This window comes from Microbacterium sp. KKR3/1 (genome assembly GCF_021272365.1).
Lineage (GTDB): Bacteria > Actinomycetota > Actinomycetes > Actinomycetales > Microbacteriaceae > Microbacterium > Microbacterium aurugineum.
Genome location: NZ_JAJSDW010000001.1, coordinates 1,937,335 through 1,951,087, shown reverse-complemented (window position 1 = coordinate 1,951,087; position 13,753 = coordinate 1,937,335). Strand labels below are relative to the sequence as shown.

The 13,753-nt window shown below is 70.0% G+C and carries 15 protein-coding genes; 9 read left to right on the top strand and 6 right to left on the bottom strand.

All coding sequences use genetic code 11. From position 1 onward, the window contains the following. Nucleotides 1–44 precede the first annotated feature (44 nt). Genes LVJ59_RS09320 through LVJ59_RS09305 form a run of 4 tightly spaced genes read right to left on the bottom strand, consistent with a single transcriptional unit; the run spans nucleotide 45 to nucleotide 2,783 of the window. Nucleotides 45–278: a MoaD/ThiS family protein gene (locus tag LVJ59_RS09320; RefSeq protein ID WP_047522933.1), complete on the bottom strand. Its 234-nt coding sequence runs from the start codon at nucleotides 276–278 to the stop codon at nucleotides 45–47. Further along, nucleotides 275–769: a cyclic pyranopterin monophosphate synthase MoaC gene (moaC, locus tag LVJ59_RS09315; RefSeq protein WP_232762789.1), complete on the bottom strand. Its 495-nt coding sequence runs from the start codon at nucleotides 767–769 to the stop codon at nucleotides 275–277. The genes LVJ59_RS09320 and moaC overlap by 4 nt, the downstream gene beginning before the upstream one ends. Beyond that, a complete protein-coding gene (glp, locus tag LVJ59_RS09310; protein WP_232762788.1) occupies nucleotides 766–2,001 on the bottom strand; it encodes a gephyrin-like molybdotransferase Glp in 1,236 nt (411 codons plus the stop codon). Before glp ends, moaC begins: the two co-directional genes overlap by 4 nt. Beyond that, the gene (locus LVJ59_RS09305) at nucleotides 1,998–2,783 is read right to left on the bottom strand and encodes a HesA/MoeB/ThiF family protein (RefSeq protein WP_232762787.1); all 786 of its coding nucleotides are present in this window, start codon (nucleotides 2,781–2,783) and stop codon (nucleotides 1,998–2,000) included. The genes glp and LVJ59_RS09305 overlap by 4 nt, the downstream gene beginning before the upstream one ends. Before the next feature lie 95 nt (nucleotides 2,784–2,878). Here LVJ59_RS09305 and LVJ59_RS09300 point away from each other — a divergent pair, with 95 nt between their 5' ends. From LVJ59_RS09300 to moaA, 5 genes are all read left to right on the top strand, one after another. Then, nucleotides 2,879–3,271 carry a molybdopterin-binding protein gene (locus LVJ59_RS09300; RefSeq protein WP_232762786.1) on the top strand — a complete coding sequence of 131 codons (393 nt, stop codon included), beginning with the start codon at nucleotides 2,879–2,881 and terminating at the stop codon, nucleotides 3,269–3,271. 1 nt (nucleotide 3,272) lies between these two features. Beyond that, nucleotides 3,273–4,049, top strand: a complete 777-nt coding sequence (gene modA / locus LVJ59_RS09295) for a molybdate ABC transporter substrate-binding protein (protein WP_232762785.1) — start codon at nucleotides 3,273–3,275, stop codon at nucleotides 4,047–4,049. After that, the gene (gene modB, locus LVJ59_RS09290; protein ID WP_232762784.1) at nucleotides 4,046–4,834 is read left to right on the top strand and encodes a molybdate ABC transporter permease subunit; all 789 of its coding nucleotides are present in this window, start codon (nucleotides 4,046–4,048) and stop codon (nucleotides 4,832–4,834) included. Before modA ends, modB begins: the two co-directional genes overlap by 4 nt. Continuing rightward, a complete protein-coding gene (locus LVJ59_RS09285) occupies nucleotides 4,831–5,937 on the top strand; it encodes an ABC transporter ATP-binding protein (protein WP_232762783.1) in 1,107 nt (368 codons plus the stop codon). Before modB ends, LVJ59_RS09285 begins: the two co-directional genes overlap by 4 nt. A 113-nt stretch (nucleotides 5,938–6,050) precedes the next feature. Next, a complete protein-coding gene (gene moaA, locus LVJ59_RS09280; RefSeq protein ID WP_232762782.1) occupies nucleotides 6,051–7,145 on the top strand; it encodes a GTP 3',8-cyclase MoaA in 1,095 nt (364 codons plus the stop codon). A 114-nt stretch (nucleotides 7,146–7,259) separates the two neighbouring features. Here the strand turns inward: moaA and LVJ59_RS09275 are convergent, their stop codons facing one another. Both LVJ59_RS09275 and LVJ59_RS09270 read right to left on the bottom strand, forming a co-directional pair. After that, complete coding sequence (locus LVJ59_RS09275) at nucleotides 7,260–8,474, bottom strand: amidohydrolase (protein WP_232762781.1); 1,215 nt, start codon at nucleotides 8,472–8,474, stop codon at nucleotides 7,260–7,262. A gap of 31 nt (nucleotides 8,475–8,505) precedes the next feature. After that, nucleotides 8,506–9,159, bottom strand: a complete 654-nt coding sequence (locus LVJ59_RS09270) for a TetR/AcrR family transcriptional regulator (protein ID WP_134352802.1) — start codon at nucleotides 9,157–9,159, stop codon at nucleotides 8,506–8,508. A 155-nt stretch (nucleotides 9,160–9,314) separates the two neighbouring features. Between LVJ59_RS09270 and LVJ59_RS09265 the strand changes: the two genes are divergently transcribed. From LVJ59_RS09265 to LVJ59_RS09250, 4 genes are all read left to right on the top strand, one after another. Continuing rightward, entirely contained in the window at nucleotides 9,315–10,982 is a 1,668-nt protein-coding gene (locus LVJ59_RS09265; protein ID WP_232762780.1) for an ABC transporter substrate-binding protein, read from the top strand. 66 nt (nucleotides 10,983–11,048) lie between these two features. Then, the gene (locus LVJ59_RS09260) at nucleotides 11,049–11,873 is read left to right on the top strand and encodes an ABC transporter ATP-binding protein (RefSeq protein WP_232762779.1); all 825 of its coding nucleotides are present in this window, start codon (nucleotides 11,049–11,051) and stop codon (nucleotides 11,871–11,873) included. Then, nucleotides 11,870–12,670 carry an ABC transporter ATP-binding protein gene (locus LVJ59_RS09255; protein ID WP_232762778.1) on the top strand — a complete coding sequence of 267 codons (801 nt, stop codon included), beginning with the start codon at nucleotides 11,870–11,872 and terminating at the stop codon, nucleotides 12,668–12,670. The genes LVJ59_RS09260 and LVJ59_RS09255 overlap by 4 nt, the downstream gene beginning before the upstream one ends. After that, nucleotides 12,667–13,752, top strand: a complete 1,086-nt coding sequence (locus tag LVJ59_RS09250; protein ID WP_232762777.1) for an ABC transporter permease — start codon at nucleotides 12,667–12,669, stop codon at nucleotides 13,750–13,752. Before LVJ59_RS09255 ends, LVJ59_RS09250 begins: the two co-directional genes overlap by 4 nt. Nucleotide 13,753 lies beyond the last annotated feature (1 nt).

Here is a 13,753-nt window from a genome sequence, read left to right as displayed (position 1 = left end):
AGACGGCCATGCGGGTGGCCGGCGGTCATGCAGGTGGCGCGTGGTCAGCCGCCCGCGAAGGGCGGGAGCACGTCGATGAGCTCGGCGTCGTCGAGGGAGAGGTCGCCGTCGGTGCGGACGCCGTCGACGAGCACCGCGCAGCGCGGCAGGATGTCGGCCAGTGCCGGGTGCTCGGCGACGACGGCGGTGCGCAGCTCCAGGAGAGAGTGCTCGGCGCGCTCCTCCGCGTCGGTGCCTGCGGCCTCGGCGGCCGCGGCGAAGTAGCGCACGCGTGTCATCGGTCGGCCCCGGGGGCGGGCTCGCCGGGACGCACCCAGTCGCCGGAGCGGCCGCCGGACTTCGCCACGATGCGCACGTCCTCGATCGTGACCGCGCGGTCGACGCCCTTGATCATGTCGACGATCGCCAGTGCGGTGACCGAGACGGCAGTGAGCGCTTCCATCTCGACCCCGGTGCGGTCGGCGGTGCCCACGGTCGCCTCGATGCGCACGCCGTCGTCGACGACGTCCAGCTCGATGCTCGCCCGGTGCACCCCGATCACGTGCGCGAGCGGCAGCAGGGAGGGCGTGGACTTGGCCGCCTGGATGCCGGCGATGCGCGCCACCGCGAGCACGTCGCCCTTCGGCACGGTGCCGTCGCGGAGTGCGGAGATCACGTCGGCGCTGCAGCGCACGAAACCGCGGGCGGTCGCGGTGCGCACGGTCGGCTGCTTCGCGGTCACATCGACCATGTGTGCACGGCCGCCGGCGTCAAGGTGGGGGAAGCTCATCCGACCAGCATGACATCGATCACATCGCCCACGGCCACGGACTCGACCTCCGCCGGGACGATCGCGAACGCGTGGGCACGCGCGAGTCCGCCCGCAAGATGCGATCCTGACCCGCCGGCGGTCGCCGGACGCACGGTGCGCGTGGCGAGGTCGACGACGGCCGGAAGGTACTGGCGGCGGCCGGGCGGGGGTGTCCAGGACGCATCGGCGGTGAAGGGCGAACGCGGGCGGTGGATGAGGGTGCGGCCCTGCATCGTGAGCAGGGCGGGGCGCACGAACACCTCGAACGACACCGCCACGCTGACGGGGTTCCCCGGGAGTCCGAACACCACGCATCCGTCATCGAGCACCCCGAAGGCCTGCGGCTTGCCCGGCTGCATGGCCACCGCGCTGAACTCGACCTGTCCGCCGCCGTCGAACGCGCCGCGCACCGGCTCGTAGGCTCCCGCGCTCACCCCGCCGGTGAAGACGATCACGTCGGCGCCGAGAGCTGTGGCTTCGGCGGTCACGGTCCTGACGGCGTCGGCCGTATCCGGAACGCGTGCGACCAGCACCACCTCGGCGTCGGCCTCGGCGACCAGTTGCGCGAGCAGGGGGCCGTTCGAGTCGGGGATGCGGCCGCGGGTGGGAGTCTCGCCCGGCGCGAGCAGCTCGCTCCCGGTCGACACCACGGCCACGCGCGGAGCCCGCGTCACCCACACCTCGGCGACACCGGCAGCGACCGCGGCCGCGAGTTGGAAGGGCCCCAGACGTTCCCCGGCGGGCACGACCTCGTCGCCGGCGTGCAGGTCGGCCCCGCGTCGGCGCACGAACACACCGGGCTTCGCCGGGGCGCGCAGCACCGTCACCCCGTCGAGGGAGTCGGCGAGCCCGCCGGCCGTGTCCTCGAAGGGCACGATCACGTCGGCATCGGTGGGGGTGGGGGATCCGGTCATGATGCGGGCGGCTTCGCCGGACCCGAGCGGAGGATCGAGGGCCACTCCGGCGGGAAGGTCGGCGACCACGCGCAGGGTGACCGGATTCTCCTCGGAGGCCTCCGCGACATCGGCACCGCGCACCGCGAACCCGTCCATCGCGGAGTTGTCGAAGAGGGGGATGTCGTGGGCGGCGACCGCGGGCGCGGCGAGCGTGCGTCCTGCGGCATCCGTCACCGGGAGAGCCTCGTTGCCGACCAGGCGGATGGCGCCGAGCACGCGGTCGAGCTGCTCCTCGACCGTGCGACGGCCGGTCATGCGTGCACCGCCGTCGAGGTCGTGGACGCCGGGCGGATCGCGATCTCGTGTTGGCGGGAGGTGAGCGCATCGATCATGGCGAGTCGTCCGAGCAGCGGTTCGCCGGCCCCGGTCACGAGCTTGATCACCTCACCCGCCAGCATCCCGCCGACCTGCACGCACAGCGCTCCGAGCACGCCGACCTGGGCGCAGCTGGGTGGTTCCCCCTCGGTGCCGGGCGGGAAGAGGTCGGCGAGCACGACCGGCTCGCCCACCGGTGGGTCCGACCAGAACACGGTCGCCTGCGCATGCCACTCCTGCACCGCGCCCCAGACCAGGGGAAGTCCGAGCGCCTCGGTCGCCGCGGCCACATCACGACGGGTCGCGAAGGAATCGCTCGTGTCGACCACCACGTCGGCTCCCGCGAGCAGGCGGGCGGCGTTGGCCGTGTCGAGGCGTTCCGGCACCGCGGTCACGACGGTCTGCGGGGCGAGAGCCGTGATGGCTCGGGCGGCGGAGGCGGTCTTGGGCGTGCCGATGTCCTCCACGCGGTGCGCGAGCTGGCGCTGCAGGTTGGTCAGCTCCACGACGTCGTCGTCGATCACCGTGAGGCTGCCGATCCCTGCGGCGGCCAGGGCGAGGAGGGCAGGGGAGCCGAGCCCGCCGGCGCCGACGACCGTCACGCGAGCGGCGTTGAGGCGGCGCTGACCTTCTTCACCGATGCCGGCGAGCACCGCGTGCCGGGCCGTGCGGATGAGCTCTTCCGGGGCGAGCGCGGCGGCCGGGGCGACGAGGGGCTGCATGGATTCAGCGTATGCCCCTCCTCCCGGAAGAGGCCGATGACCGCGAAAGCGGATGGAGCCTCCGGGAAACTCCGCATCTGCGGTAGATTCTTCGCATGCAGACCTACCGGATCGCCCGTGCCGCGCAGTTGCTCGGCGTGAGCGACGACACCGTCCGTCGCTGGATCGATCAGGGCCTGCTTCCGGTGACGGATGCGACACCGGCCGAGATTCCCGGTGATGCCCTCGCGGCGCGCGCGGTCGAGCTCGCGGAGGAGGCGAGGAACGCCGGAGATTTGCTCTCCAGTGCGCGCAACCGCTTCGTCGGCATCGTCACGCGCGTGCAGGTCGAAGGCCTCATGGCCCAGGTCGACATCCAGTCCGGACCGCATCGTGTGGTGTCGCTGATGTCGTCCGAGGCGGCGCGGGATCTGCGGCTCGAGGTCGGCTCCCTCGCCACCGCTTCCGTCAAGGCGACCCAGGTCGTCGTCGAGATCCCGAACGGCTGACATGAACCGCCTGTTGCGCCGCTCCACGCTCGCTCTCCTCGCCGCTGCCTGCCTCGTGCTCACGGGCTGTGCGGGCACAGCTGAGGACACGCCCTCACCGTCGGGGGCCACGGATGGCGTGCGCGGAGAGCTCACGGTCTACGCCGCGGCATCCCTCGCCGGAGCCTCCGATGCGATCGGTGAGGCCTTCATGACCGAGAACCCGGACGTACGGTTCCGTCCGGTGTACGACGGTTCCTCGACGCTCGTCACGCAGATCCTCGAAGGTGCTCCCGCCGACGTGTTCGCTTCGGCCGACGAGGCGAACATGGAGAAGGCGGCGGACGTCGTGGCTGAGCCCGCGCTGTTCGCATCCAACACTCTGGTGATCGTGGTTCCGTCCGGAAACCCGGGCGACGTCGAGGCGCTTGCGGATCTCGCCGACGTCACCACCGTGCTGTGTGCGCCGGAGGTGCCGTGCGGTGCGGCTTCCGCGACGCTGCTCTCCACGGCGGGGGTCACGGTCGACCCGGCGAGCCTCGAGCAGAACGTGACGGCCGTGCTCACGAAGGTCGCCGCGTCTGAAGCCGACGCCGGACTCGTGTACGCCACCGACGTGATCGGCCGCGACGACGTCGAGGTGATCGTGCCGGACGGCGCTGACGAGGTCGTCAACCACTACCCGATCGCCGTGCTCTCCGATGCTCCGAACGCCACGGCGGCCGAGGCGTTCGTGGCGTTCGTGCGGTCGGATGCGGGGCGCAGCATCCTGGCCGACTTCGGCTTCGGAGCACCATGAGCGGGGGAAGTGATCGAGGGTACGCGCCCCGTGCACTCGCCGTACCCGCCCTGGTCGGCCTGGCGTTCCTGATCCTGCCGCTCACCGCGCTCGTCGCGCGCGTGCAGTGGTCGACGTTCCTCGCGGACGTGACCTCGGAAGCTGCGCTCTCCGCGCTCACGCTCTCGCTCGGTACCGGCCTGGTGGCCACGGTGCTGTGCATCCTGATCGGCGTACCGCTCGCGCTGTGGATCGCCCGCTCCGGGCCGCGACTGGCTGCCGTACTCCGCGCGGTCGTCACGGTTCCGCTGGTGCTGCCGCCGATGGTGGGCGGTGTCGCGCTGCTGTACCTGTTCGGACGTGCGGGCTGGCTCGGTGGGCTCGGCCTCTCCTTCAGCACGCCGGCCGTCATCCTGGCGCAGACGTTCGTCGCGCTGCCGTTCCTCGTGCTGGCCGTGGAGGGTGCGGTGCGCACCTCGGGTGTGGACTACGAGCGCACGGCGGCGGCGCTCGGCGCGGGACGATGGACGATCCTGCGACGGATCACCCTGCCGTTGGCCGCCCCGGGCATCGTCGCGGGTGTCGTCCTGTGCTTCGCGCGGGCCATCGGCGAGTTCGGTGCGACGGCTCTGTTCGCAGGGAACCGGCCCGGCGTCACCCAGACCATGCCGCTCGCGATCTACACCGCGTTCAACGGGGCGGGAGTATCGCAGGGCACGGCGGTCGCCCTCGCCCTGCTGCTGCTCGCCACGGCGATCGTCGTGCTGCTGCTCGTGCGCGGCTGGCGGCCGGGGGCGATGCGATGACCTCCTCGACGGGCCGGGCTGTCGGCGGTGAGGGGCTCCGTGCGCACGTCGTGGTCGACCGTGAGCACTTCGCCGTCGACGTCCCGGTGCAGGTCGCGGCCGGGGAGACCGTCGCCATCATGGGGCCGAGCGGCGCGGGCAAGTCGACCCTGCTGCAGGCGCTCGCGGGGCTCGAGCCGCTGACCGCCGGGGAGATCGAGGTCGCGGGACGCGTGGTCGACCGCGTGGCCACACCTCGTGTGCGGACAGCCCCCATGAACCGCGGCATCGTGCTGCTCGGGCAGGAGGCGCGGCTGTTCCCCCACTTGTCCGTGCGCGAGAACGTCGCCTTCGGTCCTCGTGCCGCCGGGCAGGACGTCCGCGCGGCACGCGACTCGGCCGATGAATGGCTCGCACGTGTCGGCCTCCCGGGGGCGGGGGACCGCATGCCGCGCGAGCTCTCCGGTGGCGAGGGGCAGCGCGTCGCGGTCGCCCGAGCGCTCGCCGCGTCGCCACGCGCCGTGCTGCTCGACGAACCGCTGGTCGCGCTCGATCCGGCGACGGCCGGCGACATCCGACAGATGCTGCGTGATCAGCTGGCGGGGATCACCACGATCGCGGTCACGCACGATGCTGCGGATGCTGTCGCCCTCGCCGATCGGCTCCTGGTGATCGAGGCGGGGCGGGTCACGCAGCACGGACCTGTCCGCGAGGTGCTGTCGGCACCCGCTTCGGGCTTCATCGCTGCGATCGCAGGTGTCAACCGGCTGGTGGGCGTCGCCGCGGACGGGGGCTGGCGCGGGGGAGGTCTGCGTCTTGGAAGCACGGATGCCGAGTCGCTCGCGCTCGCCGCGGTCGACGGCTCACCGCTCGCCGCGGTGTTCCGTCCCGCCGCGGTGCGCATCGAGCGAGCCGACGACCCGCACGCGTGGGCCAGCCGGATCCTCCGACTCGAGCCCATCCTCACGGGAGTCCGCCTGCACACCGAGCACTGTCAGGTCGACACCTCGATGGCGGACGCCGTCGACCTCGCGGTGGGCGACGAGGTGCACCTGCGCGTCGATCCTGCCGACGTCCGGTTCGTCCCCGCGTCCGTCGCCTCCGTCGCTCCCGTCGCGATATGACAGCCCTCACGCGCATATGGGCTGCCATATCGCGACGGGAACCAGGGCATTTCGGCCCCGAGGGGGGAAGCGGCGGGTTAGTCTCGAACGATGACGGGGAGTGGCGGAGCGCGATGACGGCCGTGCCGGTGGTGATCGGTGTGCGCCCGCCGCACGCCGGTCCGGCGGCGCAGAGCCCTGGCCACGCCGCCGTCGAAGCAGGTCTCGTCGACACCCACGGCCGGGTGCACCGGGATCTGCGCATCTCGCTCACCGACCGCTGCTCGCTGCGCTGCACGTACTGCATGCCGGAGCAGGGGAACGAGTGGCTCGCCCGCACGAGCATCCTCTCCACGGATGAGATCGTCGAGGTCGCCGAGGTGGCCGCCGCGCTCGGCATCCGCACGTTCCGACTCACCGGTGGCGAACCGCTCCTGAGGGCCGACATCGTCGAGGTCGTGCGACGCGTCTCCCGCATCCAAGGCGAGCACGGACCCGTCGAGGTCGCCATGACGACCAACGGCATCAGCCTCGCCCAGAAACTCCCGGCGCTGATCGAGGCCGGACTCACGCGCCTCAACATCAGCATCGACACGGTGAACCGTCAGCGCTTCGCCGACCTGACCCGCCGTGACCGCCTCGACGACGTGTTCGAGGGCATCGCCGCGGCTGCGGCCTCGGAGCTCCGTCCGCTCAAGCTCAACGCGGTCGCGATGCGCGGCGTCAACGACGACGAGCTGGTCGACCTCGTGGAGTTCGCGATGGGTGTGGGTGCGCAGCTGCGCTTCATCGAACAGATGCCGCTCGACGCCGGACACACCTGGGACCGGGCGTCGATGGTCACGCGCGAGGAGATCCTCGCGTCGCTGGGGGAGCGCTGGCATCTCGATCCGGTCGAGGGGCGTGGGGGAGCACCTGCAGAGAAGTGGCGGATCGACGGCGGACCGCACGAGGTCGGGGTGATCGCCTCGGTCACCGCCCCGTTCTGCGGTGCGTGCGACCGTCTGCGCTTGACCGCCGACGGTCAGCTGCGCAACTGCCTGTTCTCGAACGTCGAGTACGACCTCATCGAGGTGCTGCGCGGGGCGTCGACCTCTGCGCCGGGTGCTCGCTCCGACGGGATCGCCGAGATGCTGCGCTCCTGTGTGCACGGCAAGCTCCCGGGGCACGCGATCAACGACCCCTCATTCCTGCAACCGGCGCGCGGCATGAACGCGATCGGCGGCTGAGTCGACTGCGCTGCGGAGCAGCGGTGTGCGCAACTCCTCAGAGAACGCTCGTTCCGCGGGGTGAACGGGCCATACGAGCCGAGGCCGAACGATTCTGAGGAGTTGTGAACGCGCTCAGTCCAAGAACTCCCGGGCCGCGGCCGACAGGGCGGTCACGCCGACCTCGATCGTCGGGTGGATCTCGGGCGCGAAGAACGGCGAGTGGTTCGTCGGGATGTCCTGCTCGAGTCGACCCGCGGCGACCGCCTCGGCGAACCGTGCGGGGTCGACGCCGCCCCAGAACCAGAACACGAGAGGCACGCCGGCGTCGCGCGCGAACCAGGACACGTCCTCGCTGCCGGTGAACATGCCGGGGTCGATGACGGACGTCTCGCCGAGGGCCCGCTGGATCGCGGTCGTGACGCGGGCCGTGGCATCCTCATCGTTGATCGTGGCGGGCAGGGTGTGGTCGGTGCGGATCTCCGGCTCGCGCTCGGCCCCGGATGCGGTGGCCTCGGCCCGCACGATGCGCTCCACGCTCGCGAGCACCTTCTCGCGTGCTTCCTCGTTCGGGTAGCGCAGGCTGAGCTCGAGCTTCGCCTCGGCCGGGATGATGTTGTTCTTGAGCCCGGCGTGGATCGAGCCGACGGTCACGACCGCGACGCCCTGCGGGTCGATCTCGCGCGAGGCGATGGTCTGCAGGCGCATCACGGTCGCCGCGGCCATCACCACCGGGTCGATCGTGGCGTGCGGGCGCGAGCCGTGTCCGCCGCGGCCGTGCAGGGTCACCGTGAGCCCGTCGGAGGCGGCCATCTGCGTCCCGCTGCGCACCCCGACGATGCCGGCGGGGAGCGGGGTCACGTGCTGGCCGAGCACGATGTCGGGACGGGGGTAGCGGTCCAGGATGCCGTCGTCCAGCATGGCGCGCGCCCCGGCCCCGTACTCCTCGGCGGGCTGGATCAGCACGACGAGGGTTCCCGACCAGTCGGAGCGCTCCGCGACGAGCCTCTCCACGGCGCCGATCATGGCGGTGACGTGCATGTCGTGGCCACAGGCGTGCATGACGGGGACGGTGGTGCCCGCCGGGTCGACGCCCTTCGCGGTGCTCGCATACGAGAGGCCGGTCTGCTCCTCGACCGGGAGCGCGTCCATGTCGGCGCGCACCCACACGACGGGGCCGTCGCCGTTGCGGAGAAGGCCCACGACCCCGGTGACCCCGACGCCCTCCTCCACCTCGAGGCCGAGATCGCGCAGATGCCGGGCGGCGATGCCCGCGGTGCGTGTCTCCTGGAACGAGAGCTCGGGGTGCTGGTGCAGGTCGATGTAGAGCGCTTCGAGGTCGATCGTCATGGCCCGAGCCTAGTCGGGCGTGTCGGGGCCGTCAGCCGTCCGTGTCGTGCGCGTAGGTCTCCAACTCCGGTCCAGGATGCAGCACGGCGTTGACGATGGCGCGGATCGCGAACTCGCTCGTCTCGCCGAGCTCCACGACCTCCGGATGCAGGAGCCACTGCAACTGCAGGCCGTCCATCACGGCCAGGATCGCGGCGGCCGCGTCGGCGATGCTGCGCGGATCGCTCACGCCCTCCTGGGCGCACAGCTCGTGGAAGGCGTCCGTCACCTCGCGGCGAAGCGTGGTGTAGCGCTCTTCGAAGAACGGGCGCGACGGATGGTCGTCGGTCACGGATTCCGCGGAGAGCACCGTGTACGCCTGCACGATGCCGGGGCGCTTCGCATTCGTGAACGCGGTGCGCACGAGGTGCAGGAACAGCTCCGGTCCGCCGGGGATGTGCTTCTGCGCGAGCCCCGCCACGTCGTCCTGATCGCGGTAGGCGAGCACCTCGAGCAGCAGCTTCTGCTTCGACCCGAAGTGGTGGAGCACGCCGGCGTGCGTGATGCCGACCTGTTCGGCGACATCGGCCAGCGTGCCGTTCGTCGATCCCTTGTTCCCGAAGATCTCGATGGCCGCCTTGAGGATCTGCTCGCGTTTCGCGAGCGTCGCCGGGCGCACGCGCACCGTCTGGTCGCTGTCTGCCATCGCCGTTCCTCCATCGCCGAGCCGTGCTTGCGATCCAACTTACTACTCGGTAACCTCACTGAAACTTACTTTCTCGACAGTAAGCGAATCACACCAGACCGGCGCAGCATCCTCCGCCGGTGCCGCAGCACAAAGACCGTGCCCAAGGAGAAGCAATGAAGCTCAGGAAATCTCTGATCGCGGCGACCGCGATCACCGCCCTCGGTATCTCGGCCCTCGCCGGATGCTCCGCAGGAGGAGGGGGCGACGAGTCCGGCAGCGGTGCCGGTTCCGCCTCGCTCACGATCGCGAAGCCCGACGGCGCGATCACCACCGAATCGAACAACCCCTACGTCGGCGACTCGTCCGCCTCGAAGTACGGCTACGGCAAGGTGATCTTCGAGACCCTCGCGCTCGTGAATCAGACCGGCGACCGCGGCGTCACGCCATGGCTCGCCGAGAGCATCGAGTGGAACGACGACTACACGGTGCTCACGGTCGTTCCCCGCGCCGACGTCACCTGGAGCGACGGCGAGCCCTTCACCGCCGACGACATCGTCTACTCCTACGAGCTCGCCTCCACCCCCGCCCTCGACACCGCGGGCCTCCAGCTCGACAGCGCTGCCGTCGACGGCGACAAGGTCGTGCTGACCTTCGCCGCGTCGAAGTACGTCAACCAGGCCCGCGCCCTGCACGTGCCGATCGTGCCGAAGCACATCTGGGAGAACCTCGACGACCCGGCCACCGACCCCGTCAAGGGCGACGACCTGGTGGGTACCGGACCCTACGTCCTCTCGAACTGGTCGACCGAATCGGTCACCCTCGACGCCCGCGATGACTACTGGGGCGGCGATCTGGCCGTTCCCGAGCTGCACTACGTCTCCTACGGCGACAACACGGCGCTGACCACGGCCCTCGCGAACGGGGACGCCGACTGGGCGCAGGCCTTCATCCCGCAGATCGAGGAGCAGTTCCTGTCGGTCGACCCCGAGCACAACAAGTTCTGGGCGGCTCCCACCACCGGTTCGGCGACGCTGTTCATGAACCTGCAGCAGAAGCCGTTCGACGACCCGGCCTTCCGCCAGGCGCTCGCCTGGGTGATCGACCGCGACGCCTACGTCGACATCGCCCGCGAGGGTGCCAGCGAGGCCGTGTGGTCGGTGACCGGGCTCTCGTCGATCCTCGAAGACGAGATCCAGCCCGAATTCAAGGACGTGGACTACTCGGTCGATGCAGAGAAGGCCCGCGACCTGCTCGAGACCGCCGGCTACACCTGGAAGGGCGACGCGCTGATCGACCCCGACGGCGCCCCCGTGTCGTTCACGCTGTCGGTCCCCTCGGGCTGGAGCGACTGGAACACCGCGCAGGAGCTCATCGCCGAAGACGTCACCGAGGCCATCGGCGCCGAGGTCAAGATCGACATGCCCGACTGGGGCGGCTGGGCCGATCCTCGCGACAACGGCACGTTCTCCGCGATCATCCACTGGCTCGAGGACAGCGGGACCGCCTACGGCCTCTACACCTCGACCATGGACCCGCGCTGGATCTCGGACGGCAAGGCCGGCTTCAACTTCGGTCGCTTCGACGACCCGGAGGCGACGGCAGCCCTGAACTCCTACGCGAACGCGTCGTCGGATGAGGAGCGCACCGCGGCACTCGACACGTTGCAGACGATCTTCGCTGAGCAGGTGCCGGCCATCCCGCTGGGGGCGCACCCGCTGCTGGGCGAGTTCAACACCCGCAACTACGTGGGCTGGCCGTCGGAGGAGGACCCGTACGCGTCGGCCGACCCGACGCAGCAGAACATCGTGCAGATCCTCACGAAGCTGAAGCCCGCCGAGTAAGCACCGGGTGGGGAGCCCGGGTGAACGACCCCGGGCTCCCCTTCTCCGCCGACGAAAGACATCACCATGTCAGACCCTCTCCTCAGCGTGCGCGACTTCTCGGTCGTGTACGACGTCGATCCGCCCGTCGAGGCGGTGAAGAACGTGAACCTCGAACTGCAGCGCGGCGAGATCCTCGGTCTCGCCGGTGAGAGCGGGTGCGGCAAGACCACACTCGCCTACGGAGTCCAGCGCCTGTTGCGTGCGCCGGCCGTGATCACCGGCGGCAGTGTGACCTTCCACGATGCGACCGGCGTCGACATCGACATCGACGCGCTCGACGTGGACGCGATGCAGCGGTTCCGTTGGGACAAGGTCTCGATGGTGTTCCAGGGCGCGATGAACGCCCTGAACCCGGTCGCGACGATCGGCTCGCAGCTGGAAGACGTCTTCGAGATCCATCGCCCCGACATGAACCGCCGGCAGCGGCATGCCGAGGCCGAGGAACTGCTCGAGATCGTCAAGGTCGGGCGACAGCGCATCCGCTCCTTCCCCCATGAGCTCTCCGGCGGCATGCGCCAGCGCGTCATGATCGCGATGGCCCTCGCGCTGCGCCCGCAGCTGATGGTCATGGACGAGCCGACCACCGCCCTCGATGTGCTGGTGCAGCGCGAGATCCTCACGCAGATCTCGCAGCTGCGGCACGAGTTCGGCTTCTCGGTGATCTTCATCACCCACGACCTCCCCCTCCTCCTGGAGATCAGCGACCGGATCGCGATCATGCGGGAGGGCGAGATCATCGAACTCGCCACCGCCGAGCGCATCTGGACGCGGCCCGAGCACGACTACACGAAGACACTGCTGTCGTCGTTCCCCCGGCTGACCGGGGAGAGAGGGGTGCTGGTGCGATGACCACCCTCGAATTCCGGAACATCACGAAGACGTACAACGTCCGCGGTGCCGGCCAGCTCAAAGCGCTCGACGATGTGAGCTTCACGCTGACCTCCGGGCAGACGATCGGCCTGGTCGGTCAGTCCGGCAGCGGCAAGTCCACGATCGCGAAGATCCTCACCCAGCTCGAGACCCGGACCAGTGGACAGGTGCTGCTCGACGGCATGCCGATCCCGCGCCGCGGCAAGGGGCTGCGGAAGTACCGGCAGCAGTTGCGCATGGTGTTCCAGGACCCGTTCGCCTCCCTCAACCCTTACCACTCGATCCGTTACCACCTGGAGCGGCCGATCCGCCTCGATGACGTGGTGCCCAAGGGGGAGACCGAGGCCGAGGTGCGCCGTCTGCTCAGCAGGGTCCGGCTCGACCCGGACACCGTGATCGACCGGCGTCCGCACGAGCTCTCCGGCGGACAGCGACAGCGGGTGGCCATCGCCCGTGCCCTCGCGTCCCGCCCTTCGCTCCTCGTCGCCGACGAGCCCGTGTCGATGCTCGACGTCTCGATCCGCCTCGGTGTGCTGAACCTGCTCGCCGACCTGCAACGTGAGGAGGGGCTCGGCGTGCTCTACATCACCCATGACCTCGCCACCGCCCGTCACTTCAGCGACGAGATCATGGTCCTCAACCAGGGCCGGGTCGTGGAGTACGGCGCCGCCGACGCGGTGATCCTCAACCCGCAGGATCCGTACACGCGGGAGCTGCGCGCCGCGTCGCCCGACCCGGACAAGCACTTCGCGACCTCGATGGGAGGTGCGCTGTGAGCGCCGCTCTGCCCCGGCTCGACGACGAGCTCGCGTCCCGCGACGCTCTCGAGGTCGGCACCACGGCGACCGTCGCGGAACGCGGACGCCGGAAGATCCCGTGGCGCTTCTTCGCCGGGCGTGCCGGTTTCTACCTGTTCACGCTCTGGGCGGCCATCACGATCAACTTCTTCCTCCCGCGCCTCATGAAGGGCGACGCGGTCAGCTCCTACCTCGCGCGCAACCGCAGTGTGAGCCCGGAGGCCGAGGAAGCGCTACGCATCCTGCTCGGCATCGACACCGACAAGTCGATCTGGCAGCAGTACCTCGAGTACTGGGGGATGCTGCTGCGCGGCGACCTCGGCATCTCGACGCTGCACGGGCTGCGGCCGGTCGCCGAGGTGCTCGCGTCGGCACTGCCGTGGACGCTCGGCCTGGTCGGCATCGCGACGATCATCTCCTTCACGATCGGCACGATCGCCGGTGCCGTCGTCGGATGGAAGCGCGGCAGCAGGCTCGACGCGATCATCCCCGTGACGACCTTCTTCAACACGATCCCCTACTTCTGGCTCGGGCTCATCGCGATCGCGATCTTCTCGTCGACCCTGAAGTGGTTCCCCTCCTCGCACGCCTACGACAAGGGGCAGTCCCCGGAATGGAGTCTCGACTTCATCGGTCAGGTGATCATGCACGGCACACTGCCCGCCCTGACGATCGTGGTCGCCTCGCTCGGCGGATGGGTGCTCGGCATGCGCAACATGATGCTGACCGTGCTCGACGATGACTACATCACGGTGGCCCAGGCCAAGGGCATGCCCAACAAGCGCGTGCTGTGGGGCTATGCCGCCCGCAACGCGGTGCTGCCGCAGATCCAGAGCTTCGCGCTGTCGATCGGCTTCATCGTCGGCGGCACGATCGTGATGGAGATGGTCTTCAGCTATCCGGGCGTGGGCAAGCTCCTGCTCGATGCGACCAACGCCAAGGACTTCGCCCTCATGCAGGGCGTGTTCCTCGTGATCACCCTGTCGGTGCTCGTGGCCAACATCCTCGCGGATGTCGTCTACGCCTACCTCGATCCGCGCACCCGCCAGATGGAGTCCTGAC

What these genes read in the sequence shown, in the direction of transcription:
- LVJ59_RS09320 (WP_047522933.1), bottom strand. Translation starts at nt 278, where the DNA reads ATGACACGCGTGCGCTACTTCGCCGCGGCCGCCGAGGCCGCAGGCACC.
- moaC (WP_232762789.1), bottom strand. Translation starts at nt 769, where the DNA reads ATGAGCTTCCCCCACCTTGACGCCGGCGGCCGTGCACACATGGTCGAT.
- glp (WP_232762788.1), bottom strand. Translation starts at nt 2,001, where the DNA reads ATGACCGGCCGTCGCACGGTCGAGGAGCAGCTCGACCGCGTGCTCGGC.
- LVJ59_RS09305 (WP_232762787.1), bottom strand. Translation starts at nt 2,783, where the DNA reads ATGCAGCCCCTCGTCGCCCCGGCCGCCGCGCTCGCCCCGGAAGAGCTC.
- LVJ59_RS09300 (WP_232762786.1), top strand. Translation starts at nt 2,879, where the DNA reads ATGCAGACCTACCGGATCGCCCGTGCCGCGCAGTTGCTCGGCGTGAGC.
- modA (WP_232762785.1), top strand. Translation starts at nt 3,273, where the DNA reads ATGAACCGCCTGTTGCGCCGCTCCACGCTCGCTCTCCTCGCCGCTGCC.
- modB (WP_232762784.1), top strand. Translation starts at nt 4,046, where the DNA reads ATGAGCGGGGGAAGTGATCGAGGGTACGCGCCCCGTGCACTCGCCGTA.
- LVJ59_RS09285 (WP_232762783.1), top strand. Translation starts at nt 4,831, where the DNA reads ATGACCTCCTCGACGGGCCGGGCTGTCGGCGGTGAGGGGCTCCGTGCG.
- moaA (WP_232762782.1), top strand. Translation starts at nt 6,051, where the DNA reads ATGACGGCCGTGCCGGTGGTGATCGGTGTGCGCCCGCCGCACGCCGGT.
- LVJ59_RS09275 (WP_232762781.1), bottom strand. Translation starts at nt 8,474, where the DNA reads ATGACGATCGACCTCGAAGCGCTCTACATCGACCTGCACCAGCACCCC.
- LVJ59_RS09270 (WP_134352802.1), bottom strand. Translation starts at nt 9,159, where the DNA reads ATGGCAGACAGCGACCAGACGGTGCGCGTGCGCCCGGCGACGCTCGCG.
- LVJ59_RS09265 (WP_232762780.1), top strand. Translation starts at nt 9,315, where the DNA reads ATGAAGCTCAGGAAATCTCTGATCGCGGCGACCGCGATCACCGCCCTC.
- LVJ59_RS09260 (WP_232762779.1), top strand. Translation starts at nt 11,049, where the DNA reads ATGTCAGACCCTCTCCTCAGCGTGCGCGACTTCTCGGTCGTGTACGAC.
- LVJ59_RS09255 (WP_232762778.1), top strand. Translation starts at nt 11,870, where the DNA reads ATGACCACCCTCGAATTCCGGAACATCACGAAGACGTACAACGTCCGC.